The organism is Oscillibacter sp. PC13 (genome assembly GCF_900115635.1).
GTDB lineage: Bacteria > Bacillota > Clostridia > Oscillospirales > Oscillospiraceae > Oscillibacter.
This window is the reverse complement of record NZ_FOXE01000016.1, coordinates 43,608-66,783: the sequence shown is the minus strand read 5'-3', so window position 1 is coordinate 66,783 and position 23,176 is coordinate 43,608. Positions and strand designations below refer to the sequence as shown.

Genomic DNA, 23,176 nt, shown 5'->3' with positions numbered 1-23,176 from the left:
AGAATGCGGCGCAACTTCGCACAGATATTGCAGGAGGCGAAAATTGACCCGAAACGGGAGTATCAAAAACTCTATGGGATGCTGTTTGAGCGCAACATTCCGGTGTCTAATTCGAACCGAATCTCCGCGTATGATGAATTGAGCGAATGCTTTCCCAATTTCTCTTTTCGGGGGACCTGCCTTTCCTTAGATGAGTTTAATGATTTGCATAATTTCAATTTTGAGAAGGACCCCGCCGATTTCAAGATTGATGATCTAATTTCTTTGTGTGAGTACATGGAGAATCTGCTTCTGGCTTATCAATGCATTCCTCTGAGTTTTCCCTATGGCTATGGGAATACTCGGCCGCAGCTGATCAATGTGCAATTCTATCTTCAGCAGATTGGCCAAGTGATGGAAAAGATGGGATATATGCATGCCACGCAGGACGGGGTTACAATCTTTGTTGAGAAGTCTCCTGCCGCAGTTGCTGTCGCTGAAAGTGATCTGATTCCGACGGATTTGTCTTACCGGCTAATTTCCTATAATCATTACACTATGAAGGGACAACTGGAGGCAAAAAAGACCGTCTTAGTACAGCTTGCCGCTCTGCTAGAACCCAAAAGAGCCGATTTGAAGAGTGCAGACAAATCCTTGGAGGGTGATCTGTTCTATCTCTTCAACAATTTGAACATCCGACACAATAATATCGATCCGGCCGATCCACCGAGGTATAAATCCGTTGTGGCTAAAATGAAACCCGATGAATTAGAGCGCTGGTATGATGAAACATACCAGATGTGCTTGCTGGCGTTCTTACAATTAGAGCAGTTGGCGAGAAAAGATGAGGTCCAGGAACTAAAAAAATCAATCAATAAGGCCGATACATAACGAGGAGAAGTTTGCATGGCAGAGGTATTGACTGGTGTAAATGGCCAAATTCTGCGTTGGGCCAGGGAAAACTATAATATGACTCCCGGTGAAACCGCTGCTGCTATCGGCGTTGATGAGGCGCGGTATCTGCGCTGGGAAAATGGCGAGGAGTTTCCGACCTACGCTAAGCTCAAAAAGGTCAGCGAGGTACTCCATAAGCCAAGCGCCCTCTTTTTCTTCCCCGAGCCGCCGCAGATCGACAATATTAAGGGGGATCTGCGCACTTTGCCTGGGGAGGTGTCTAATCGTCTGAGTAGGCAGGTCATTCAGGCATTCGAGACCGCCCGTTCCTACCAGATGGATCTCCAGGAACTGTATGGGGTGCGTCAAAGTGTTTTGGCACTGAGGCATACTTTTCCTACAGATCAGGAGGCCCTGTGCCAGTATTTTAGAGATCGGATGGGCTTCCCAATCTCCGCTCAAAAAGCGCGGCACAGCGATAAGGTCGTCTTTGAAATTTTTCGGGAAAAATTTTACGAGTTGGGGATCTATGTTTTCAAGGATGCCTTTAAGGACAATAGTGTTTCAGGGCTTTGCCTTAATGATGATTACTTTCCCATCATTATGATCAACAACTCCATGTCTTTTGCTCGACAGAATTTTACCCTGTTTCACGAATTGTATCATTTAATTGCAAATACCAGTGGAGCAGAAATTATCAGGGATGACTATTATATTTATCTGGATGAGCAGCAATCTTATGTGGAAAAAGCCTGCGATTCATTTGCAAATGAGTTTCTTGTACCTATGGAAGATTTTAAAACGGAGTTGAAAAAGCAGCCGTTGGATGAGATGAGGATCGCTGACTTAGCCTCACTATATGCCGTAAGCAAAGAAGCTATCATGTACAAGCTTTACACCATGAAAATTATCACCCCGGCAGATTATAACGCCTTAAAAGAAACTTTCTATGGTGATGCAATTCGTAATCAGCAAAAAAAGTCTGAAAGATCAGGTGGAAATTACTACTATACCAAGCTTTCTTATCTGGGGTCCAGGTATACTGGAGATGTGTTTAGCCAATATTTTTCCGGTAAAATAGATAGTTATCGCGCCAGTGAAATGCTTCATAGCAAAGTGGATCATCTCCCCAAATTGGAATCTGTATATTTCCGGGGGGTGAAGTGATGATTTACCTGCTGGATACAAATATTTTCAGAGAAATGCTGGAGCATTTTCCGAAGAGAGGAAAAACATTCGAGGAGATCTGGGAACGGTTTGAAAAGGGAATCAAAGATGGGGATATTTTTTCAGTTGATGAATGTTACAATGAATTGACTCGCCACTATGACGAGAAAAATGAGCATTACCAGTGGCTGCATGACCGGCGGGAAATATTCTTAAACCCGTCGAATGCAGAATCAATCTATATCCGAGATCTATTTCAAGACACAAAGATGCGTGAAAGTATCCACGGGAGGAATATTATCGAAAATAGGCCTGCTGCAGATGCGTATTTGGCAACAAAGGCGAAGGCACTGGGGGCAATCGTTGTCACCAAAGAAAAGTATAAGGCAGGATCAGCACAATTGCCAAATGTGTGTGAGGCGTTGGGAGTACGATGGATATCTTATGATGACTTTATGGAGAAACTGTCGGTAGGTATGTGACTACTTATTATTGCAATTATTTGATGGATGGGAGGTAACCTTTGTTGTACACTCCAAGGTGTATTGCGAAGGAAAGATGAAGACTGGTAGATGGTTTGCAAAGACTTCACAATAATTAAGTAGCAAATAATTGCGACTTAATTGCGACCGAATTGCGACCACTTTGGGAATTCACCAAGGTGAGCACTTGGGTGATAATAAACTAAACAACCCACAAAGAACTTTAAACATACTCTCAAGTTGTTTATCAATTAAACATTCAAAAAAGTGCAGAGAAAAGACTAATGGATATAATATGTGAAACAAATTTTTAAAGAATTTCCTTATACTCTCAACTTTTTGAAGCTAGTATCGTGTATATTGATTTGCTTCTAATTTGAAAGAATGTTGCAATCAGCTTTTTGATGCAAAAGTGGGCATAGCTTGGTCGAGCGATGAGGATTAAAAAATTTTCTACAGCGCTCATCATTGTTAACACCATCGCAAAAGTGTTTTCTTTGTAACTCACCAAAAGCAGGCTGGCTCATTACTGCGGCGGCTCAGAAAACCGCGCTCTGACCACATTTGTGCAAATGGTCAAAACCCCGGAAACTACTCTCCCAACGGTTTGACCACACAGTCTGCCACAGAGGGTGGCGGAACAGACGAAAATCTTGTACTCAAAGAGTGACGGAAAGCAAGCGGATTGGAGTGGATATAGCTATAAAGCACGAAAAATAGTTAGAAAAAATCTCCGGGGTCGCTTGGTAAGGATGAGGTCTCCGGTTCAAATCCGGATAGCAGCTCCAGAATAACACCTGAAATCTTCGGATTTCGGGTGTTTTCTTTTGCTTTTAGAAACTTTTGGGCGGAATATGATTTTGCGGATTCCCGCTGACCACATAGAATACCACAGACAGAAAAGAGCGGTGTTCCCGATGCCTTGTCGGGAACACCGCTTTTCTTCTTTGTGTGGCTCATGCCGGAGTTTGGAGCTGCTGCCGCTGGGCGGCGATCTCCTCTTTCATCTGGACGATCAGTTCCGCCAGCTTCTGCTCACATTCTTCTTCGCTGTGTGCGTAGACATTCCGGGCGAGTCGGCTGCCGTTGGGGAGCCTGGGGGAGTACCGTCCCTCCCATAGATTCTCGTTGATCTGGCTGATGCATCCGGTGCCGGGTTTGCGGCGCTGGCCTTTGTAGGGCTGGAAGGTGGAGGGGGTAGGTTTCCTTGGGGTTGTGTCTATATCCTGGGAAGTTTCTGATTTGGCGATCCCACGGTCAATTTTGGCCGCTGCGGTTTTCCTCATCTCATCCGTGACATGGGCGTAGACATTGAGTGTTGTGGAGGTGGACACATGACCGATGATGGTGGAGAGCGTCTTGATGTCCATGCCGTGCTCCAGAGATGCGGTGGCAAAGGTGTGCCGTAAATCGTGAAACCTGACGTGTTTGCAGTTTGCCCGTTCCAGTATGGTGGTCAACCGCTTGCGGACAGCGGTGGGATCTCTGGGTGAGTCATTGTTCAGAGGTGAGGGGAACATCCAGACGGAGTTTGTGCTGTTCTTGTAGTCGTTCAGCACCATCAGAACTGGGGCGGGGAGGATGACGCTTCGGTTAGATGCCTTCGTTTTCGGCTCGGATACCACCAGCTCGCCCTTGACCCGATGCACCTGCCGCTTTACATGAAGCTCTCCGGTGTTGAAATTCAGATCGTCCCATTGGAGGGCGCAGATCTCGCCACGCCGGAGGCCGGTGGATAGTTCCAGCAGGAGCAGCTCGAAGCAACCGTCCTCTTTGGCCTGGATGAGCAGCCGCTGGATCTCCTCCGGAGTTAGCACCTGCATCTCTCTGGCCTTGGCGGAGGGGAGGCGGCAGAAGTCGGAGGGATTTTTGGGGATGATCTTCTCGGAAATTGCCATATCCAGCGCCGCATGGAAAGTAGTATGGATGCCACGGACGGTTTGGTCGGAAAGACCCTCGCCGTACTGCTCCTGGCGGAGCAGGCGACCGTTTCGCTTGAGCCCGGTGTAGAACTGCTGGATATCTCCTGTGGTGAGTTTGTTCAGCGGGATGGGACCCAGATTTGGGATAATGTGCTGATAGATCCGCCGTTCATAGGACATCTGGGTGTTGGGGCGAAGGTTTGGCTTTTTATAGGTCAGATACCAGAAGTCCAGCCATTGAGCGACTGTCATGGTCTGCTGGGGTGGCTGCGGGTCAGGCTCTTTTTGTGCGGCAATCAAATTTTTGAGTTTTTTCTCACATTCGGCCTTCGTTTTTGCCAGCACATTTTTGGTTTTAGGCAGTCCTTTGTCATCGTAGCCGATGACCATTCGGCCCTCCCAGCGTCCGTCGCTTCTCAGGCGGAGGCCTCCGCTGCCATGCTTTCGCTGTTTTGCCAAGGCTTCATCTCCTCTCCAAGGTAGTCGGTCAGGAATCCACCGACGATCTCTGCGGCCCGCTTCTGCATATCGCCGGTGGTGTGCGTATAGGTGTCCAGGGTAAAGCTGGCCTTTGTGTGCCCCAGGATGCCAGCCAGCGTTTTGGCATCGACACCGGAGGACAGGGCGTGGGTGGCGAAGGTGTGCCGAATATCATGAAATCTGATGTTGGGCAGTCTTGCTTCTTTTAGTAGTGCTTTCAGACGGTTGTATGCTGTGCTGGGGGAAATAGGCTGATCCAGTTTAAAGGGATTAGGGAATACCCATTCGGCCAGCGCCGCTTCCTTTCGCTCCCGCAAGAGTTGTGCCGTGCTGGGTGGCAGGACGATCTTCCGTGTTCCCGCGTAGGTTTTGGTATCACCTGTGGTGTATGGCCTGCCTTTCTCTTTGTGGAGGGTGCGCCGTACATGGAGCGTCCCCTGTTTCGCATCAAAATCCTCCCACCGAAGTGCGCAGATCTCACCACGCCGCAGTCCGGTTGTCACCGCAGTGTAGAAGAGATCGTGCCAGAATTCATCCTTTTCGATGGCCCTCATGAAAGACTCCAACTGTGCTTCGGTCAGGATCTTCATGGGAGCACCAGTAAATTTGGGTGGGTCAACTTCTGCGGCAGGGTTATTGGGGATGAGGTTCTGCTCCATTGCCGTTTTCAGAGCGTGGTGCAGGGTAGTGTGAATGCCGTGGACCGTTCTGCCGGAAAGACCGGGGGACTGGCCCTCTCTTGGCTGTACTCGCCCGGTTTCCTGTAAGGTGCGGTAGAGTGACCGCAGGTCTGCGGCAGTGATTTTAGTAAGGGCTTTGTTTCCGAGATAGGGTTTGACATGAAGTTCCAGAGAACGGCGATAGCCGTTCAGGGTGGAAGGACGAAGCGTGGCGGCCATGTACTCATCCAGCCATTTGTCCAGCCAGACCGAGAGGGTCATATTGCTTTCTTCGGTCAGATCAACGCCTTTGTAGGATTCGGTGAGCTGCCGCAGCTTGGCGGACAGTTCTTTTTGTGTTGGTGCGGAGATGTATCGGAAGATGGAGTCGCCGTTCTCCTTGTGACCGACTACGATGCGGCCTTCCCAACGGCCATCGTCCCGCTTGCGTACCATGCCGTCACCGGATGGTCTTCGCTTTGCCATGGATTTTCACCTCCAATCGAATTTCGTTTTTAATTAGGTTTCTGTATCGTTCTCATCGTTGGCCTGCGCTTTGCGGCAGGCCCGTTCTTCTTCCTCTTTGGCGAAGGAATACATCGGCTCCTCTGCAAGCTCCCTGTGGATACCGCAGGCCAGGCGGTACCCGCAGGTAAAGCTGTGGAGGGTGGCGGTGCCGCGCAGGTGATCCTCCATGTCTACCAACCGCAGCAAGAGCTTCCGATCATCCTTCGCCAGCCGGGAAGAGAGTTCTTTGTGGGTGCGCTCGACCTCATCAGCGAGTTCCTGTATCGACCGGGGGTTGGTTTCGAACTGCCTTTGCAGTGCTTTCATGTAATCGTACATACTCTTTACCTCGCCTGCGGGAAGCGGTGCGGCTCCGCCACACACTGGTACAGGACTGCGCCGCAGGTTCCGCAGATCAGGAACTTGATGCGGTTACCCAGCAGGCCGTTTCGTTTGAAGGTCACCAGCGCATCCTGCTGCCAGCCGACGCGGATATCTTCGCCGCCGCAGTGACGACACTGCTTGACCGGAAGTTGAATCATCATAGTCGCTTCCTCCGTTTCTGTATTTTGCAAACACACAATACCGGAAGCACAGACGAATAGCCAATGAAAGAAGTGCTGATACGAAAAATTCTACGAAACCAACAATGCTGATAATTTCAGGTTTGTTCAGAAACGATTTCTATTGACTTCAGCAGCGCAAAATATTGACTCTGCCACGATATTTTTTCATTGATTGGTCATTGCGGCGTACCAACTTTGTCAAAAACATAGGTATCAATATCACAAGAACAAAATACTGGCCGACAGGAGCAAGTTTGAGGTACACCTTGCTCCTTTTCATTATTAGTGGACATCCCTTAGCAGATAGCCTATTGAAAAATTTATAAAAGAATGGTATTATGATTTAGTTCATCGGAGGAACTGTAAGACGTAATTACAGCGCCGGATAAGATGTCGCATAAGGACTTTTGTCGGAGGGCGAGCGCAGCGTATGGGGCGACGCCGGATAAGACAACTGCTTTGTGCGGAACATCTTATCCGGCGTTTTTTGTTTTTTAAGGAGGAAAAGTATGGATTTTATTACTGGCGACATCAAACAACTTTATCGCAAATTCTTGACGGCTTCAATGGCAAGTGCTATGGTCATGTCTATTTATAGCTTTGTGGATACCATTGCAGTTGGTCAATCGGAAGGGCCTGCGGGCGCAGCGGCAATGGCTGTTATTACACCTTTGTATGGAGTGCTGATCTTTCTCGGTATCCTGTGCGGTGTTGGTGGCTCTGTGCTGTATGGGAATGCCCGTGGCGAAGGAAAAGAGGAAAAAGCAAATGCTTTATTTACCGCAGCCACAGGATTGATGCTGTTTCTGATTCTTTTGGTGTGGATCATTTTTGCATTGTTTCATCAGCAAATATTCACTTTCTTTGGTGCTGATGCGGAATTGATGCCCAAGGTAATGGAATATGCCCGCTGGCTGATCTGGTTCCTCCCCGTGTTCATTCTTCCGACCTTTATCAGTTCCTTTATCCGCAACGACGGCGCACCGGGGCTTGCTATGGCAGCGGTCATCATCGGTGGCTGCGTAAATATCTTTGGTGACTGGTTCTTTGTATTTCCGTTGGGATTGGGTATGACGGGTGCGGCAATAGCTACCGTTTTGGGAACCAGCGTCCAGGTCATCATTATGTGCATACACTTTTTCACAAAGAAATGCACGCTCCGTATTGTAAAGCCCAATCATGTGAAGCCTGCAATTTGTCAGACGCTTGGCATTGGTTTTGGTGCCAGTATTCTTGACCTTGGAACCGTCATTTTATCCATCATTATGAATAACCAGATCATGCGCTACGGGGATACAAATGCGCTGGCGGTTTATGGTGTTGTTGCCACGATCACATCTTTGTTCCAAGCGCTGTACTGCGGTGTGGGACAGGCAATCCAGCCTATTGTTTCTGCAAACTGCGGCGCTATGCAAGCTGACCGTATCAAGCAGGTGTGGAAAATGGCTCTTACGACAGTAATTGTATTGGGCATTGGTTTTACAGCGATTGGTGAACTGTTCCCGACACAGATCGTAAGACTGTTTATGGATGTAACACCGGAGGTTCTGGTTGCCGCTCCTGGCATCATCCGTCCGTTCTTCCTGTTGTTCCTGTTCCTCGGAATTACGGTATTGGCAACTTACCATCTGCAATCTATTATGCATGCAAGAATGTCCATGATGGTTGCTGTTTTGCGTAGTGTTGTTATCAGCGGACTTCTGATATACATTTTGCCATTGTTTGTGGGTGTTTGGGGAGTCTGGATTGCAATGCCTATATCGGAATTGATTGTAGCTGCTGTCGCCCTTGTGTATATAAAGAGGACTTGAATTTTCTTAAAGACAGCGGATGAACTTAAGCCAAAAATATGACGGTCCTACATGGACATAGTCGGCCCTCGGTACTCCTCGTATACATTGCCTTTCAGACCGTGGGCTTCGCGCTTTTCCTGAAGTTCCTCCAACCGCTTCCGGTCGATCTGGATGCCGCCGGGGTTGGACTGCGGCAGGGAGTGTTTCTGGAAGATCCTGCCCATGTGATGGAGCAGACGGGTGACGCCCAGAAACACATTGGGAGGCCTGCCGCTGTTCTGGTGCTGGAGGATTTTTTCGGCGTAGACATTACCCTGTGCTGCGGACTGGCTCAGCCAGCGGACACCCATCGTTTTGTCATACTCCACACCCTGGCCCATGAGGTACAGCTTGCCCAGCATGTACTGCGCGTACTGGTTGCCGTCCTGCGCCGCACGGTCAAACCACTTTGCCGCCGCAGTAAAACTTTGCTCAATATTTTTGCCTCTGTAGTATTCCTTGCCCAAGTGGTAGGCGGCATAGCTGTTTCCGCTTTGCGCAGCGTTTTCCAGCCATCGCATCCCTTGTTCCGGATCGCGCACCTCCACATCATCGGAGAGCAAGAGTTTTCCGAGCGCGTACTGCGCATAGCTGTAACCTTGCTCCGCCGCCTGTTGAAACCAGTGGCGGGCATTGACCAGGTTCGGTGTCAGCAGAGGACCGTCCCGCCACAGCTTCCCCATGAGATACTGCGCGTGCTTGTCGCCGTGTTCAGCCAGTTCTTTCAGGGCAGAGACAGCTTCATCGCGTTCCTCCAGCGTCAGGCTCTCATCACGGATGATGTCCCTCAGAGTCCAGTAGTCATAGGAGGCGTTGCGGAATTCCTCCGGCTCGCTTTCCTGCTCCACGCCCTTGCCCTCAAAGAACAGTTTGCACTGGCGGATATTTTCCGCTTCCTTGATGACGGCGTTTTTGATTGCACGGAACTCTTTCTGCTGTGACAGTGGCACACGCTTCTGTTCTTTGTCATGGTAGTACGCATCCACCTTGCCCTGAAGGATCTGCCACTGCTCATAGCACTTTTTCACGCTGGGGAGCCGTTCCATCTCATCCACGATCCTGTCTACCAATTTCTTTTGCGGCTTTGGGAGATACCCGTAGGACTTTTTGCCCTTTACATTTTCAAGATGCATCGCCAGTTCCAACATGAGCCGTTCTGCATCGGGATGGTTGCAGATCCTCTCCTTCATGGTCCTCACCAGTTCTTGCATCGCCTTCCGCGCTTCGCGTACCAGTTCGTCGCGGGACACCGACTTCTGTTCATAGAGGTGGAGCATCTCGTTTTGGAAGATGTGGTTGGTCAGCGTGGACTTGATCTGCCGGATGCCGTCCTTGCTGAGATATGCTTGTCCCGATTTTGCAGACCATGCCATCATATGCACATGGGGATGCTCGCCCTCGTCATGGAAAGCGGCGTACCAGCGGAAGTCGTTGGGCGGGATCTTCATCGCGGCGGCGATGTCGTTACGATGAGCGCGGAGCAGGTCACGCCATGCTGCGGCGTTATCGAAGCCCAGCCTTGTAGCATCCTCCCGCTTGAGGGAGATGATGTGGGTCCAGACATTGCCGGTGTAGTTCTCCATCTCCTTCATGGCGTTGTCCAGCACCACACCATCTTCGTCACCGAACAGACCGTGTTCACCCAGACGCTCCGCTCTCGGTCGAGTGGCGATGTACTTCATGTACTGGTCTGACTCTTGGAGCGCATCCCAGTTGGACTCCAGCGCCAGTGTGATGAACGCGGAGGCGTTAGCCTTGGTCGGCTTTGCGGCATAGTCCTCATACTCATAGAGCGTTTTGCTGTCAGGAAAGTCTTTCGTGAGTTTGTTGATGAGCTGCTCCTGCTTTCGTGTGGGCGGACGGTCATCCGGGATGATCTCTACTCTCTCCCGTGTTGCGATGTATTTGAGGTAACCGGACGCGCCGCCGGTGCTTTTGATGTAGGGACTCTTGAGGATCAGCTTTGCCATTCATCATCGCTCCAATCATCTTCGTCCCACAGCTGCGCGCGCTTTTCCAGAGAGACGCGGCCATTGGTCTGCTTCACATTTTTCACGCTCTGTGTGCGGCGGCGCTTCAGGTCATCCCAGTCAAGCTGCATGGTATCCGCAATGATACCCATCATCATGTCCAGTTCCACCGCGTACCGGAAGGACAGCGAGGAGAGATTCTTCTCCAGGATCTTGAGCTGTCCGTTCATAGCGGAGGCAATCGCCATGGGGAGCATGTCGTTGCGATTGGCTGAGAGCCAGTCCGCGTAGAAGCTGACGGCCTTGTCGATGAACTCATTCATGCTGCGGCAGTTATCCGCTTCGTACCACTGCTCAATTTTCTGCCTGGTCTCCGGCTCCGGCCGGTAGGTCAGGCGCTCTTTGTTTTCGCTCATATTTTTCCCTCCAATCTGTAAGATGTCGTATTAGATGCCGCCGAAAAGCCTGCAACTGTTGGGGGTTCGGGGACGGTAGACGCCAGCCGTGAACAAACGCCCCGAAACAGACGCCAGAAACCGACCACCTGAAAGCCCCCGCAAACTGCCCGCACTGCGGGCAGTTGTGACCCGGAATGATGCCGCTTGCGGCGTCATTCGTTTATCCTGCTTTTTCTTTCGTCCTCGCAACCTCGCCCGAAAGGGGGCAAAACCGCCCCCAACCCCCTCGCCGGGGCTGGGCCCCACCCGGCCCGGTCGGGGCGCACACAGCGGCCCACAGGGGCAAACACGGGGCGCTCATGCGCTTTGCCCATCGCCTGCCGGGACGAACTGGATGCCCAGCTTTTCGGCTTTGGCTTTCGCTTTCTGTTGCGCGGCGGCGAGGTCTGCTTTTGCGAATTGCCGGTCGTAGTACGCCTGTGTGACTTCATGCATGGGGATGAGGGTGTAGAGCAGGTTGCCGTTTTTCTTGATGCCCCGCTTGGTGATGATCTTCGTGTTCTCCGTGACGATGAGTCCTCGATCCTCCAGCAGTCGGACATAGGTTGCCACCGTGTTTCGGCAGTAGTGCAGCTTCTTTGCGATGGTTGCTGTGCTGGGATGACACTGACCGGTTCTGCGGTCTGCGTGACGCAGTAGATAGACATAGACCGCGATGGCTCCACCGGGCAGATCGAACTCGAGGAGTTCATTGGGAACTGGGAAACAATTTTTCACGTGTTCCCAACCCACGGGAGGTTTCGTTCTTCTCATGTGCGCTCACCACCCTTCGTGTGTTTCTCCACCCACTGGATGAATTTTTCTTTCGGAACCATCATGCGATTGCCGATGCGCAGAGTAGGAAAATCTTTTTCATGCATCAGCTCATATGCGCTGGATGGCGCGACGCCCAGAGTCTTTGCCACTGTATCTGAGTTGAGGAACAGGGGCAGGTCGTCGTAACTTTTATAGACAGATGATTTCATTTTTCGATTCTCATTCCTTTCTTAATTTTGAGTTGCCGCACACCGTACACCTTCCTGCCCCAGACTTTCTGCGGCGTTGTCCCGTGTTGGCACGCTCTCCTCTTGGCTCATGGCGATGCTTCCCTCGCGGTGTATGCACTCCGGCTGCGGGTATTCAGTTGTCGAGGTGCAGTGAAACTTTGCGCTTTCGCTGTTTTCGCTTTCATGTTAGAATAATTTCAGAGAGGTTTACATCAGGAAGTGATCTTTTAGGAGGTGTCGGCATGGCTTCGGAATTGTATTTGATGGAGATAGAAGATGGACGGTTTTCCGTCCTGCTTTGGGATGGCAGGACAGTAACGCAGATGCCCGCGATGACTCCCGCTGAGGCTTTGATCGCTTTTCCTGAACTGGACTATACCGACTACCGCAAGGTGGTGCGATGGCTGCGGGATGAGCATCCTCTGTTTGAGGAGCGAATCGACATTCCTGTGAGCGATTTCGAGGACTTTGTTGCAGAGGCAATCCTGCTGACACCTGACTTGTATGAGATCGATCCTGTGAGCGGATTTGTTGTGACAGACATTCTGCACCGGACTTTGCAGGCAGAGGATGACGGCACGGCGATGTTCCTGCTGACCGCTGGACAGCAGATCCTGCGGGTGATGGAGGAACCTCTGCGTGTACAGAACTACCTTCGGAATATCATGGAGGTCACCTTTGACGGCACAGCCGGATTGACACCGGCAGAGCAGTACGAAAAGCTGCGAGAGACTTACGCCGACATCGCACGGATCTGCGACCCGGCGAAGTTGCCGCGGCGAGAAGAACCCCTTTCGATCCGGCTCCGCAGTCTGATGGAACTTTGGATGCTGGTACTGGCGCTCTACTTTGAGCAAGACAAACAACGGATTTGCCGGTGTGACTACTGCTGGGGATATTTCATTCCGAAAACGAAAAAGGCCACCCGGTACTGTGACAGGGTGACTGATGGGCAGAGTTGCAAACAGCGCGGCGCGAATTTGGCGAGGTTGGATAAGACTTCCGAGGATGAAGCGCTCCTGATCTATAAAAAACTGCGGGACAGAATGTACTCCCGCCTGCTGCGGTGGATCGACGCGGCACCCTCTGAGCGTTCCAACCTGATCCCCATGGACTACGAGCAGTACGACCGGTGGAGCGAGAACGCACGGCTGGCGCGGGAGGAGTATGTCCAGGGGAAATTGACCGCGGAGGAATTTCTACGGAAGATAGACACCACCCATGAGCTGACAAGCTACGAAGCGGGCAAGATCGACCTGCCTGATGGCCCGAGCAGATGGCAGCAGCTCGTTGCGAGGAACTTCAGATTTGATCCGGAGAGATACTTCCCAGAAAAAATGGCACATCTGAATCTGAGTGACCCTGACCCGCAGTGGCAAATACTGACCGCCGATGACCTGCGGAGGAAAGCGCAGAAAGGACACCAAAGCCTGAAAGAGAAATACGGGAAATGACAAAAACCACGGGATCAGTTCAAGAGAACTGGTCCCGTGGATTTCTATTGATTTCAGCAGCGCAGAATATAGATACTATAGATACTATCACTCTGTTAGAATCATATCGATTCCCCTCTGAAGAGTCTCGGCGTTGATCGCTCCCGTTGCCTGGGCAATGCCGTAGCCCTCCGCATCAATAAACAGAGTGGTTGGCAGAGAATACACACCATAGGTCATGGCGGCATCGGCGTCCGTATCATAGTACACTGGGAAAGAGTAGCCCTGTTCCTCAATAAAAGAAGCGGCGCTCTCCAGCGTTTCCCGTCCAGAGGTCATGTTGACCATGAGGAAATGGACATCCTCTCCCAGTTCGGCGTAGGCATCATCGAAATCCGGCATCTCCATCTTACAGGGGCCACACCAACTGGCCCAGAAGTTGAGCACGACAGGCTTCCCAGTGAAATCAGACAAATGCACCTCGTTACCCTCCGAATCATAGACAGTGAAGTCGGGAACCAGAACCTTCTCCGGCTCCATTGACTCCTCCCCGGAACCGCCCGTGTCCTGCTGCGGTTCCTCCGACTGCTGGGCCGTCTGCGCTTCCGCACCGCCCTGTACGGACAGCTGATCCGGAGCGGCGTCCTGTGCCAGTCTGTTATAGAGTACATATGCTCCGCCCAGCAACAGGACGAAAACCAACGCTATGATCAAAAGCGGTTTATTCTTGTTCATAATACCTCCTAACTGAGCAGGCTGAGCAGCCGCCCAAGAGTCCCGGCAGCCATCAGGATACCGATCAGAATCAGCAGACTGCCGCTGACGATATTGATGACCTTATAATTTCTCTTAATCCAGTCGAAGGCGGATTTCAGCTTGTCGATCAGCACCGCGCTGAGAATGAATGGCACACCAAGTCCCAGTGAGTAGGCCAAAAGCATGAGGGTTCCGACCAATACGCTCCCCTGCTGGGATGCCAGCATCAGTGCAGAACCCAGAAACGCTCCAACGCAGGGCGTCCACCCAATGGAGAAGACCACACCGAACAGAAGTGCCGAAAAGAAGCCCGTGTTGTCGGTGTTCACAGCACGGTGCCCCCCTTTGAACAGATTCAGGTTGAACACACCCAGAAAATTCAAGCCGAAGACGATCACGATCAAACCGGAAACGATGTTAACTGCCGTCTGATATTCCCGAAGGAAGCTGCCGACCGTACCAGCCAAAGCACCGAGAATCACAAACACGATTGTAAAACCTGTGACAAATCCCAATGCCCCCTTCAGGGTTTTGCCGGTGGATCGCTCACCACCTCCGGCAAAGTAGGAGATGTAGATGGGGAGCATGGGCAGAAGACAGGGAGAAATGAAGGTGATGATCCCTTCAAGGAATGATATTACATACTGCATCCACCTTCACACCCCTTCCCAGACACACCGGACAGCAGCCATCCGAGCACGCCCATGTAAATCATAGAGCTTATGGGATTGGCTGTGATGGGGCAGCTTCCTGTGGCGCAGCCGATAAAGTAATAATAGCCGAATCCCGCAAGCGCGCCGCCCGCAGAAAACAGGACAGGTCTCAACCATCGTTTCGTTTTCTCTTTCATGTGGCACCTCCAGCCAAATATTCCTCCGCCATGTGTACAGCTGCCGCGCCGTCAGCCACCGCCGTCACCACCTGACGGACCAGCTTTGTCCTCACATCGCCCACAGCGTAGACACCGGGGATGTTGGTCTCGGTGGTTTCATTGGCGACCACATAGCCGCTTTCGTCCAATTCCAGCTGTCCTGCAACAAGCTCGGTGGCAGGCTTTCGACCTATGCTCACAAATACGCCGTCGCAGGTGATCTCGCTCTCAGCTCCGGTTTGTACATCCCGCAGGCGAACACCTGTCACTTTATCGTCATGCAGCAGTTCTACCACTGCGCTGTTCCAGCGGAACTCCACATTCTCTGTTTTCATCAAAGGTTCGTGATAGATCTTGGTAGCCCGCAGAGTGTCCCTGCGGTGGACAAGGATCACCTTTTTGCAGACTCGGGCGAGGATCAGCGCCTCAGCCGCTGCGCTGTTTCCACCGCCCACCAGCACCACGGTCTTATCCTTGTAGAACATCCCGTCACAGGCTGCACAATAGGCCACACCCTTACCGATCAGTTCCTTTTCACCGGTCACTCCAAGCTCTCTGGGGTTGGCTCCGGTGGACAGCACCACCGTCCGGCCATACACAGGCCCCTCACTGGTTTCCGCCTTCTTGATCTCACCGGAGAGATCAAGGGACAGCACCTCGACCAGGCGGGTCTCTACGCCAAAGCGCTCCGTACCCTTACGCATCTTCTCGCCCAGCGAGAATCCGTCGATGCCATTTTCAAAGCCGGGGTAATTGTCGATCTGTTCCGTGAGCGCCATCTGGCCGCCTGCCGACAGTTTCTCCAGAACAATGGTATCCAGTCCGGCTCTGGCGGCGTAGAGCGCCGCCGTGTATCCGCCGGGGCCGCCGCCAATGACGAGCATATCATAGATGTGCTTTTCTTCAGCCAGATCCCCGCTGCGCTGTCCAAGAGATTCCTCAATGAACGCTTCCAACTGTGCTCTGGACTCCGGGGCAACGATGGAGCCGAGAAGCTGTCCGTTCTGATACAGAAGCAGGGTGGGCACCAGTTCGATCTGCTCCTCCTCCGCCAGTGCCGGTTCATCATCGATATTGATTTCTCCAAAGAGGATCTCATCTTCATACTGCTGGGCGGTCAGTTCCAGAGCCGGTGCAAGGCGGCGGCAGTAGCCGCACCAAGGGGCCGAAAACTCCACCAAGACAGGCTTGGCAGACTCGCTGATATACTTTCGGTAGGCATGCGCATTCATATTTAAAATAGCCATCAAACACAGCTCCTTTTTCTTATGTTGGTGTTAGTATATCCCATCCTTCAATGTATTTCCGTGATGTTATCACGCAAAAAGCCCGCCGTGGTTTTCTCACGACGGGCTTCGCAAATCAGCAAACAGCCGATGAAGACATATATGCACGTATTACGCCTTCCAAAGGCTGTGCAGGTTGCAGTATGCGTAGACAGCCTCTACCTCGTCTCCCTCGCAGATGGCAAAGCAGACCTTCGGAGCATCGCCGGGCTGCAGGACTTTGCGCTGGTTGCCCTGCTTGGTCTGGAGAGATACCCACTCGATGTAGTGCTCGGGCTGCATGGGATGCTCCACTGCACCTACGGTAACGGTGACCAGATTGCCCTCCACAGTATAGACTGGGACATGCTTCTCCTGAGATGCATCGGTGGTGCCGGGGACGATCTCAGTCATCTTCTGGCCACAGCACATGACGGGGACGCCTGCGTCCTTAACCTTGGCGATGATATTGCCGCAATGCTCACAGATGTAGAATTTCTGTTCCATGATGTACCTCCTAAAAAATCGTTGGTTCGCGCAGTAGCCATCCCCAAATGGAGATGCCAGTTTTTTGCCTTCTAAACTATGATTATATTCTTATGCGGCGAACCTGTCAATGCAGGAATTGACAGGCTTTTATCCCTATTTTATAATAATAGCATGACGAAAGGGGGCGTAAAACCGTGGATCTCAAGGATTATTTCCCGGTCTGGGACCGGCTGACGGTGCCGCAGCAGGAAATCCTCTCACAGTCTGTCGTCCGCCGCATGTTCAGCAAGGGAGCCATCATACATAGTGGAGAAGCGGACTGCATCGGGATCCTGCTGGTTCGCTCTGGCCAGCTGCGGGCCTACAACCTCTCCAGCGAGGGGAGGGAGCTTACCATCTCCCGGCTGTTTGAGCGGGATATCTGCCTGTTCTCCGCCGCCTGCATGATGAACAGCTTCCAGTGCGATGTCTTTATCTCCGCGGAGAAGGATTCCGAGGTGTGGGCCATCCCGCCGAGAGTGTATAAGGCTGTCATGGAACAGTCCGCCCCTCTTGCCAACTATACCAACGAGCTCATGGCCTCCCGCTTTTCCGATGTGATGTGGGTCATGGAGCAGGTCATGTGGAAACGGCAGGATCAGCGTGTGGCCGCATTCCTGCTGGAGGAAGCTGCAATCGAAGGGACAGACCAGCTGAAGATCACCCATGAGAATATCGCCAACCATCTGGGCGCCCACCGGGAGGTGGTCACCCGGATGCTCCGCTATTTCCAGAGCGAGGGGATGGTGAAGTTGACGAGAGGCGGGATAGAGATCGTCAACCCAGGCAAATTACGGGAGCTTTCAGAATAGGATTAGGGGGACCGTGGGCTGTGCCTACGGTCCCCTGTGTGTTTTACGGCTCGAACAGATCCAGCAGATATCCGTAGCCCTCCGCCTCCATCTCGTCGTAGGGGACGAAGCGCAGGGAGGCACTGTTGATGCAATAACGCACACCGTTGGGAGACTCAGGGTCGTTCTCAAAGACGTGGCCCAGATGGGAGTTGCCCGCCCGGCTTCGCACCTCGACGCGAACCATGCCGTAGCTCAGATCCTCCAGCTCCACGATGGACGGTTCTTCAATGGGTTTGGTGAAGGCTGGCCAGCCGCAGCTGCTCTCATACTTGTCCGTGGAGGAGAACAGCGGCTCCCCGGTGACGATGTCCACGTAGATGCCCTTGGCAAAATGATCCCAGAACTCGTTCTGGAAGGCGTATTCCGTGCCGGCCTCCTGAGTGACATAGTACTGCTCCTCCGTGAGCTTATCCCGGATCACCTCCGCCGCTGGCTTCTGGTAATCGCCTGGGTCGATGCGCAGATTGGAGAACAGCGCCATCTCCTCCCAGGGGATATGACAGTAGCCGAAGGGATTTTTCACAAGGTAGTCCTGATGATACTCCTCAGCGGGGTAGTAGTTCAGCAGCGGGCCGATCTCCACAACGAATTTCTCGCTGCGGCTGCGCTCCAGCTCGGCGATCCGCTCCACGGTCTCCCTGGACTTGTCGTTGGTGTAATACACGCCGGTCTGGTACTGGGTGCCGACGTCGTTGCCCTGCCGGTTCTCCACCGTGGGGTCGATGACATAGAAGTATGCCAGCAGCAGGGCGTCCAGACTGACCTGCTCCGGGTCATACTCCACCCGCACCGTCTCACGGAAGCCGGTGTCCTCAGCGCAGACCGTCTCATAGTTGGCGTCCTCCTCACCGGTGCCGTTGGCATAGCCACTCTGGGCGTCGATGACGCCGGGGATGGACTGCATCAGTTGCTCCAGGCCCCAGAAGCAGCCGCCGGCAAGATATATCACATGTTCGCTCTCGTTGGAAAAATCCATGATCTCCACCTCCGTAGTATTTAATGCGGGCTCATTTGCCGACAACTCATTGGCTTCCGACCCTCCGTCTGCCACTGTCGATGCGTTTTGAGCGGGGGTTCCTCCTTGCTGAAGAGCGGAACAGCCGCCAAGAACTAAAAGCACGGCGAGTAGAAGAAGTCCCTGCTTGCCAAAGTTTCTATTCTTATGTTTCATTGAGCGCCCTCCTTTATGAAAGAAATGATTGGAAATACCAGGCTGGCCGCTGTCAGCAGCCGTCTGCCTGGTATGTGGATTGCTTTCTGATTTTATTGTAGGTGTAGAGTCTGCGCTCCGTCCGTGATATTATCACATAAGTTGACAGGCTGTGCAGAATTCATTATACTCATAAGCAAAAGGAGGGATAAAAAGTGGACTTTCAAAGTTATTTCCCGATCTGGAATAAGCTGACTGCATCTCAGCAGGAACGCATCCTTGGCAGTCTGATGGAACGCAAAATCAGTAAAGGAACCGTGATCCACAACGGCAGCATGGATTGTACCGGCCTGCTGTTGGTGAAATCCGGCCAGCTTCGGGCCTATATCCTCTCCGACGAGGGGCGGGAGATTACCATCTACCGCCTGTTTGATCGGGATATGTGTTTGTTTTCCGCCTCCTGCATCATGCGCTCCATTCAGTTTGAAGTGACCATTGAAACGGAAAAAGATACCGAGCTTTGGATCATTCCTGCGGAGATCTATCAGAGCATTATGGCAGAATCCGCGCCTGTTTCCAACTATACCACTGAGTTGATGGCAACCCGCTTTTCCGATGTCATGTGGCTCATGGAGCAGGTTATGTGGAAGAGTCTCGACAAGCGTGTTGCTGCGTTTCTTTTAGAAGAAATGTCCATTGAAGGGACTGATCAGCTGAAGATCACCCATGAAACCATCGCCAATCATCTCGGCTCCCATCGGGAAGTGATCACCAGAATGCTTCGCTATTTCCAGAATGAGGGGATGGTCAAGCTGTCTCACGGCATGATCGAGATCACGGATGCTGAAAAGCTGGAAGGATTAAATGATATGTGATCGGATGTCCGCCGTGCGTTTTGCACCGGCGGACATCTTTTGTTATTTCATGTATTTTAGCTGATCTCGGTCAACTGATAACCGGCAGTCTCGACAGCAGCCTTGAATACTTCGTCAGTCACATTCTGGGTCAGCTTTACTTTCGCTGCTTTTTCTTCAAGGTTTACAGCCGCTTCCTCAACGCCGGGGAGCGCCGCCAGTGCCTTCTGGACGTGCATCACGCAGTGCTGACACATCATGCCTTCAATCTGTAAAGTCTTTTCCATCGTTCGTTCTCCTTTCGCACATTCGACCACCACCGGCTCTGCCGGGACGGCGTTGCTATTTTCAACAGTATGCTTGGGTTTGAACCATCTGAGCCGAAGGGCATTGGTCACCACGAACACGGAGCTGAAGCTCATGGCAAAAGCACCTATCATGGGATTCAGCTTCAGGGCAAAGGGGATGAAGAACACGCCCGCTGCCACAGGGATACCAATGATGTTGTAAATGAATGCCCAGAACAGATTCTGCTTGATATTCCGAATGGTAGCTTTGCTGAGCTGGATGGCGGTGGAGACATCCAGCAGATCGCTTTTCATCAGTACGATGTCCGCCGATTCGATGGCCACATCGGTGCCCGCTCCGATGGCAATGCCCACATCGGCCCTCGCCAGAGCCGGGGCATCATTGATGCCGTCTCCCACCATGGCGACCTTCTTGCCTTCGCTTTGCAGACGGCGGATCTCCTGCTCCTTATCCTGAGGAAACACCTCTGCAATCACCCGGTCAACGCCTACCTGACGGCGGATAGCCTCGGCTGTCTTGGCATTGTCACCGGTAAGCATAACCACTTCAATGCCCATGTTGGACAGTTCCTGTACGGCCTGTTTGCTGGTGGGCTTTACCACGTCTGCCACGGCGACCACGCCGATGAGCTTTCCTTCTTGGGCAAAGAACAGCGGAGTCTTGCCATTTACAGCCAGATCTTCGCCTCGCTGGAGCAGTTCTCCACCGAAGATACCATGAGCCTCCATCAACCGACGATTGCCAGCCAGGCAAAGCTGACCGTCGATGATGCCGGTGATTCCCTGACCGGGGATCTGGTTAAAGTCGCTTACAGACAGATACGTCAGTTCTCTTCTTTCTGCTTCCGCCACAATGGCGTCCGCCAGTGGATGCTCAGACAGCTTTTCCAACGATGCGGCAATCTGCAGGAGTTCCTCTTCCCTGACGCTCTCGCTACACAGAATATCCGTGACCACCGGTGCGCCCTGGGTGATGGTGCCGGTCTTATCCAGAACCACAGTGTTGATGCTATGAGCGTTTTCCAGCGCCTCTGCGGATTTGATGAGAATACCATTGGATGCGCCCTTGCCGGTACCGACCATGATGGCTGTGGGTGTAGCCAGTCCCAGCGCGCAGGGGCAGGAGATAACAAGAACGGAAATGCCAATGGAGAGGGCGAACTCCAGCCCATGACCGGCGATCAGCCAGACGCTCGCGGACACCAGTGCAATGCCGATCACAATGGGGACAAATACGCCGCTGACCTTATCCGCCGATTTTGCAATTGGAGCTTTGGAGCTTGTCGCTTCATCCACAAGGCGAATGATCTGTGCCAGAGCCGTGTCGTCACCGACTTTTGTGGCCTGCATCTTGATGTAGCCGGATTTGTTGATGGTAGCACCGATTACCTTATCTCCGGCGTGCTTTTCCACGGGAATGCTCTCGCCGGTCAGGGCGGATTCATCCACGGAAGAGAAACCCTCCAGCACAACACCGTCCACAGGGATGGACTCACCAGCTTTTACGATAATGACCTCTCCAAGCTGCACATCCTCAACGGGGATCTGAAGTTCTTCCCCATCACGCTCCACGGTGGCGGTTTTAGGCGCCAAATCCATCAGCTTGGCAATGGCATCAGAGGTCTTTCCCTTTGCGCGGGCTTCCAAAGTTTTGCCCAGCGTGATGAGCGTCAGGATCATGCCTGCTGACTCAAAATACAGATCCATCATAAAGGTATGCACCAGCTCCATATCGCCGTGACCCATGCCGACGCCGATTTTGTAAATAGCATAAATACCATAGACAGTGGCAGCCCCGGACCCAATGGCAATCAGCGAGTCCATGTTAGGTGCGCCATGGAACAGGGTGCGAAAGCCCACCTTGAAGTATTTGCTGTTGACCGCCAGCACTGGGAGCAGCAGAAGGAACTGGGTGAAGGCGAAGGTCATGGCGTTATCCATGCCCAGCAGCCAGACCGGCAGGGGCCAGTTCATCATGTGTCCCATGGAGATATAGAAGAGGGGGACCGTGAACAGGGCAGAGAGGACCAGCCGCTGCTTCATGGCTTTGTACTCCGCCTGTGCCGTGCTGACTTCCGGTTTTGTTTCTTTGCCGCTCTTGCCAGAGGCCTTTAGGGTCACACCATACCCGGTGTTCTCCACCGCAGCCACGATGGCGGCAGTATCCAAAACGCCCTCGTCATAAGAGACTGCCATGCTGTTCTTCAGCAGGTTTACGGACACCTCCGCAACACCGGGCAGCTTTGCCACACACTGTTCTACTCTGGTGGAGCAAGCGGAGCAGGTCATACCGGTGATATCGAATTGTTCCTTCTGCATGTTCATCCCTTCTTTCCGGTTTGCAAAGTGTTGATATTTCGTTTTTCTGCCATAGGGGCGGCTGCCACGCAGCCGCCCCATAAAGATTTGCTCTGATTTGGATCAGCCTGCGGCCCAGCCGCCGTCTACCAGCAGAACATCGCCATTCACATAGCTGGAATCATCACTTGCCAGAAACAGCGCCGCAGAGGCGATCTGCTCCGCACTTCCGGGGGCGGGAGCGGTTGCCATCACATTCTTGACCCGGTTATAGCCGTTCATATTAGGCATCCCCATGGAGGTACTGATCTCCGTCACAATGCCGCCAGGGGCGATGGCGTTGCATCGGATCCCATTGGGCATATACATATAGGCCGTATTTTTGGTGAGAGATACGATGGCCGCCTTGGACGCTCCGTAAACGGCTCCGGCAGCGGTACGCATGGCACCCAAAGAAGCCACATTGATGATATTGCCACCATCGCCTTGCTCCAGAAACACCTGAACCGCTTTGCGCATGGAGTACATGGGACCGTACACATTCACGGCAAAGACCTGTTCGATCTTTTCATTTTTGACATCACCAATGGGACTCATATCGTCCATAATGCCTGCGTTATTGACCAGGATGTCAAGACGCCCAAACTCCTTAACGGCCAGATCAATGGCTTCATTCATGATTTCTTCTTTGGACACATCCCCAACAAAGGGAATCACTCTTCCTCCGTTGTCCTTGAGGGCTTCTGCCAGTTCATCCAGCCGCTCCTTGCGGCGGGCTACCGCGATGATGTTCGCGCCCTCTTTTGCAAATCGCTCAACGATTGCCTTTCCCATTCCGGAGGAGGCTCCGGTAACGACTACGGATTTTCCATTCAACTTCATATAGTTCGCCGCCTTTCTGTCAGTTGTTATTTTGAATTTTGATTATGGTTTTATTGTAACGAATCATTTTTCTGT

General features: G+C 52.3%; 23 protein-coding genes and 1 pseudogene. 7 read left to right on the top strand and 17 right to left on the bottom strand.

All coding sequences use genetic code 11. The features are described 5' to 3' along the window. Nucleotides 1-3: 3 nt before the first annotated feature. Genes BMZ81_RS10450 through BMZ81_RS10440 form a run of 3 tightly spaced genes read left to right on the top strand, consistent with a single transcriptional unit; the run spans nt 4 to nt 2,522 of the window. Nucleotides 4-870 carry a hypothetical protein gene (locus tag BMZ81_RS10450; RefSeq protein WP_091131782.1) on the top strand — a complete coding sequence of 289 codons (867 nt, stop codon included), beginning with the start codon at nt 4-6 and terminating at the stop codon, nt 868-870. A gap of 15 nt (nt 871-885) precedes the next feature. Next, nucleotides 886-2,040, top strand: coding sequence for an ImmA/IrrE family metallo-endopeptidase (locus tag BMZ81_RS10445; RefSeq protein WP_091131780.1), 1,155 nt, complete (start codon nt 886-888; stop codon nt 2,038-2,040). Continuing rightward, the gene (locus tag BMZ81_RS10440; protein WP_091131777.1) at nt 2,040-2,522 is read left to right on the top strand and encodes a DUF4411 family protein; all 483 of its coding nucleotides are present in this window, start codon (nt 2,040-2,042) and stop codon (nt 2,520-2,522) included. The genes BMZ81_RS10445 and BMZ81_RS10440 overlap by 1 nt, the downstream gene beginning before the upstream one ends. 956 nt (nt 2,523-3,478) lie before the next feature. Here the strand turns inward: BMZ81_RS10440 and BMZ81_RS10430 are convergent. Genes BMZ81_RS10430 through BMZ81_RS10415 form a run of 4 tightly spaced genes read right to left on the bottom strand, consistent with a single transcriptional unit; the run spans nt 3,479 to nt 6,635 of the window. Then, the gene (locus BMZ81_RS10430) at nt 3,479-4,903 is read right to left on the bottom strand and encodes a tyrosine-type recombinase/integrase (RefSeq protein WP_091131772.1); all 1,425 of its coding nucleotides are present in this window, start codon (nt 4,901-4,903) and stop codon (nt 3,479-3,481) included. Next, on the bottom strand, nt 4,861-6,069 hold the full coding sequence (locus tag BMZ81_RS10425) for a tyrosine-type recombinase/integrase (protein ID WP_091131771.1): 1,209 nt from the start codon (nt 6,067-6,069) through the stop codon (nt 4,861-4,863). The genes BMZ81_RS10430 and BMZ81_RS10425 overlap by 43 nt, the downstream gene beginning before the upstream one ends. 33 nt (nt 6,070-6,102) lie before the next feature. After that, a complete protein-coding gene (locus BMZ81_RS10420) occupies nt 6,103-6,429 on the bottom strand; it encodes a DUF6809 family protein (RefSeq protein ID WP_091131769.1) in 327 nt (108 codons plus the stop codon). Between the two features lie 5 nt (nt 6,430-6,434). Continuing rightward, complete coding sequence (locus BMZ81_RS10415; RefSeq protein WP_091131767.1) at nt 6,435-6,635, bottom strand: hypothetical protein; 201 nt, start codon at nt 6,633-6,635, stop codon at nt 6,435-6,437. Between the two features lie 530 nt (nt 6,636-7,165). Between BMZ81_RS10415 and BMZ81_RS10410 the strand changes: the two genes are divergently transcribed. Then, nucleotides 7,166-8,467 (top strand): MATE family efflux transporter, encoded by a 1,302-nt coding sequence (locus tag BMZ81_RS10410; RefSeq protein WP_091131765.1) that lies wholly within the window; start codon nt 7,166-7,168, stop codon nt 8,465-8,467. Between the two features lie 47 nt (nt 8,468-8,514). Here BMZ81_RS10410 and mobP3 read toward each other — a convergent pair whose 3' ends face one another. The 4 genes from mobP3 to BMZ81_RS10390 all read right to left on the bottom strand — a co-directional run bounded on the left by mobP3 (nt 8,515) and on the right by BMZ81_RS10390 (nt 11,881). Beyond that, complete coding sequence (mobP3, locus tag BMZ81_RS10405) at nt 8,515-10,458, bottom strand: MobP3 family relaxase (RefSeq protein WP_091131762.1); 1,944 nt, start codon at nt 10,456-10,458, stop codon at nt 8,515-8,517. Continuing rightward, a complete protein-coding gene (locus BMZ81_RS10400; protein ID WP_091131761.1) occupies nt 10,446-10,874 on the bottom strand; it encodes a hypothetical protein in 429 nt (142 codons plus the stop codon). The genes mobP3 and BMZ81_RS10400 overlap by 13 nt, the downstream gene beginning before the upstream one ends. A gap of 339 nt (nt 10,875-11,213) precedes the next feature. Continuing rightward, nucleotides 11,214-11,669, bottom strand: coding sequence for a helix-turn-helix domain-containing protein (locus BMZ81_RS10395; RefSeq protein ID WP_091131758.1), 456 nt, complete (start codon nt 11,667-11,669; stop codon nt 11,214-11,216). After that, nucleotides 11,666-11,881, bottom strand: coding sequence for a helix-turn-helix domain-containing protein (locus tag BMZ81_RS10390; RefSeq protein WP_091131757.1), 216 nt, complete (start codon nt 11,879-11,881; stop codon nt 11,666-11,668). The genes BMZ81_RS10395 and BMZ81_RS10390 overlap by 4 nt, the downstream gene beginning before the upstream one ends. Before the next feature lie 263 nt (nt 11,882-12,144). Between BMZ81_RS10390 and BMZ81_RS10385 the strand changes: the two genes are divergently transcribed. After that, nucleotides 12,145-13,356 carry a hypothetical protein gene (locus tag BMZ81_RS10385; RefSeq protein ID WP_091131754.1) on the top strand — a complete coding sequence of 404 codons (1,212 nt, stop codon included), beginning with the start codon at nt 12,145-12,147 and terminating at the stop codon, nt 13,354-13,356. 87 nt (nt 13,357-13,443) lie between these two features. Here BMZ81_RS10385 and BMZ81_RS10380 read toward each other — a convergent pair whose 3' ends face one another. From BMZ81_RS10380 to BMZ81_RS10360, 6 genes and pseudogenes are all read right to left on the bottom strand, one after another. Beyond that, nucleotides 13,444-14,070, bottom strand: a complete 627-nt coding sequence (locus BMZ81_RS10380; protein ID WP_091131751.1) for a TlpA family protein disulfide reductase — start codon at nt 14,068-14,070, stop codon at nt 13,444-13,446. Nucleotides 14,071-14,078: 8 nt separating this feature from the next. Then, complete coding sequence (locus BMZ81_RS10375) at nt 14,079-14,741, bottom strand: cytochrome c biogenesis CcdA family protein (protein WP_091131750.1); 663 nt, start codon at nt 14,739-14,741, stop codon at nt 14,079-14,081. Next, the gene (locus tag BMZ81_RS10370; protein WP_091131747.1) at nt 14,729-14,941 is read right to left on the bottom strand and encodes a hypothetical protein; all 213 of its coding nucleotides are present in this window, start codon (nt 14,939-14,941) and stop codon (nt 14,729-14,731) included. The genes BMZ81_RS10375 and BMZ81_RS10370 overlap by 13 nt, the downstream gene beginning before the upstream one ends. Further along, complete coding sequence (trxB, locus tag BMZ81_RS10365; RefSeq protein ID WP_242942623.1) at nt 14,938-15,846, bottom strand: thioredoxin-disulfide reductase; 909 nt, start codon at nt 15,844-15,846, stop codon at nt 14,938-14,940. Before trxB ends, BMZ81_RS10370 begins: the two co-directional genes overlap by 4 nt. Before the next feature lie 63 nt (nt 15,847-15,909). After that, a pseudogene (locus tag BMZ81_RS14290) lies at nt 15,910-16,194 on the bottom strand (thioredoxin family protein); the annotation flags it as partial. Between the two features lie 165 nt (nt 16,195-16,359). Further along, complete coding sequence (locus BMZ81_RS10360; RefSeq protein WP_091131742.1) at nt 16,360-16,734, bottom strand: desulfoferrodoxin family protein; 375 nt, start codon at nt 16,732-16,734, stop codon at nt 16,360-16,362. Nucleotides 16,735-16,910: 176 nt separating this feature from the next. On the opposite strand from BMZ81_RS10360, the gene BMZ81_RS10355 reads away from it, so the two are divergent. Continuing rightward, a complete protein-coding gene (locus BMZ81_RS10355; RefSeq protein ID WP_242942618.1) occupies nt 16,911-17,567 on the top strand; it encodes a Crp/Fnr family transcriptional regulator in 657 nt (218 codons plus the stop codon). A gap of 43 nt (nt 17,568-17,610) precedes the next feature. On the opposite strand, the gene msrB is transcribed toward BMZ81_RS10355, so the two are convergent. After that, on the bottom strand, nt 17,611-18,780 hold the full coding sequence (msrB, locus tag BMZ81_RS10350; RefSeq protein WP_091131741.1) for a peptide-methionine (R)-S-oxide reductase MsrB: 1,170 nt from the start codon (nt 18,778-18,780) through the stop codon (nt 17,611-17,613). A 194-nt stretch (nt 18,781-18,974) separates the two neighbouring features. On the opposite strand from msrB, the gene BMZ81_RS10345 reads away from it, so the two are divergent. Beyond that, nucleotides 18,975-19,634, top strand: a complete 660-nt coding sequence (locus BMZ81_RS10345) for a Crp/Fnr family transcriptional regulator (protein WP_242942617.1) — start codon at nt 18,975-18,977, stop codon at nt 19,632-19,634. A gap of 56 nt (nt 19,635-19,690) precedes the next feature. Here the strand turns inward: BMZ81_RS10345 and BMZ81_RS10340 are convergent, their stop codons facing one another. Both BMZ81_RS10340 and BMZ81_RS10335 read right to left on the bottom strand, forming a co-directional pair. Next, nucleotides 19,691-22,240, bottom strand: a complete 2,550-nt coding sequence (locus BMZ81_RS10340) for a heavy metal translocating P-type ATPase (RefSeq protein WP_091131738.1) — start codon at nt 22,238-22,240, stop codon at nt 19,691-19,693. 102 nt (nt 22,241-22,342) lie between these two features. Beyond that, complete coding sequence (locus BMZ81_RS10335; RefSeq protein ID WP_091131736.1) at nt 22,343-23,101, bottom strand: glucose 1-dehydrogenase; 759 nt, start codon at nt 23,099-23,101, stop codon at nt 22,343-22,345. Nucleotides 23,102-23,176: the final 75 nt, after the last annotated feature.

Coding starts and splice junctions, on each gene's coding strand:
- msrB (WP_091131741.1), bottom strand. CDS start 18,780: ATGAAACATAAGAATAGAAACTTTGGCAAGCAGGGACTTCTTCTACTC.
- BMZ81_RS10420 (WP_091131769.1), bottom strand. CDS start 6,429: ATGTACGATTACATGAAAGCACTGCAAAGGCAGTTCGAAACCAACCCC.
- BMZ81_RS10385 (WP_091131754.1), top strand. CDS start 12,145: ATGGCTTCGGAATTGTATTTGATGGAGATAGAAGATGGACGGTTTTCC.
- BMZ81_RS10395 (WP_091131758.1), bottom strand. CDS start 11,669: ATGAGAAGAACGAAACCTCCCGTGGGTTGGGAACACGTGAAAAATTGT.
- BMZ81_RS10415 (WP_091131767.1), bottom strand. CDS start 6,635: ATGATGATTCAACTTCCGGTCAAGCAGTGTCGTCACTGCGGCGGCGAA.
- BMZ81_RS10425 (WP_091131771.1), bottom strand. CDS start 6,069: ATGGCAAAGCGAAGACCATCCGGTGACGGCATGGTACGCAAGCGGGAC.
- mobP3 (WP_091131762.1), bottom strand. CDS start 10,458: ATGGCAAAGCTGATCCTCAAGAGTCCCTACATCAAAAGCACCGGCGGC.
- BMZ81_RS10380 (WP_091131751.1), bottom strand. CDS start 14,070: ATGAACAAGAATAAACCGCTTTTGATCATAGCGTTGGTTTTCGTCCTG.
- BMZ81_RS10375 (WP_091131750.1), bottom strand. CDS start 14,741: ATGCAGTATGTAATATCATTCCTTGAAGGGATCATCACCTTCATTTCT.
- BMZ81_RS10445 (WP_091131780.1), top strand. CDS start 886: ATGGCAGAGGTATTGACTGGTGTAAATGGCCAAATTCTGCGTTGGGCC.
- trxB (WP_242942623.1), bottom strand. CDS start 15,846: ATGCTCGTCATTGGCGGCGGCCCCGGCGGATACACGGCGGCGCTCTAC.
- BMZ81_RS10370 (WP_091131747.1), bottom strand. CDS start 14,941: ATGAAAGAGAAAACGAAACGATGGTTGAGACCTGTCCTGTTTTCTGCG.
- BMZ81_RS10410 (WP_091131765.1), top strand. CDS start 7,166: ATGGATTTTATTACTGGCGACATCAAACAACTTTATCGCAAATTCTTG.
- BMZ81_RS10340 (WP_091131738.1), bottom strand. CDS start 22,240: ATGCAGAAGGAACAATTCGATATCACCGGTATGACCTGCTCCGCTTGC.
- BMZ81_RS10450 (WP_091131782.1), top strand. CDS start 4: ATGCGGCGCAACTTCGCACAGATATTGCAGGAGGCGAAAATTGACCCG.
- BMZ81_RS10440 (WP_091131777.1), top strand. CDS start 2,040: ATGATTTACCTGCTGGATACAAATATTTTCAGAGAAATGCTGGAGCAT.
- BMZ81_RS10400 (WP_091131761.1), bottom strand. CDS start 10,874: ATGAGCGAAAACAAAGAGCGCCTGACCTACCGGCCGGAGCCGGAGACC.
- BMZ81_RS10390 (WP_091131757.1), bottom strand. CDS start 11,881: ATGAAATCATCTGTCTATAAAAGTTACGACGACCTGCCCCTGTTCCTC.
- BMZ81_RS10335 (WP_091131736.1), bottom strand. CDS start 23,101: ATGAAGTTGAATGGAAAATCCGTAGTCGTTACCGGAGCCTCCTCCGGA.
- BMZ81_RS10360 (WP_091131742.1), bottom strand. CDS start 16,734: ATGGAACAGAAATTCTACATCTGTGAGCATTGCGGCAATATCATCGCC.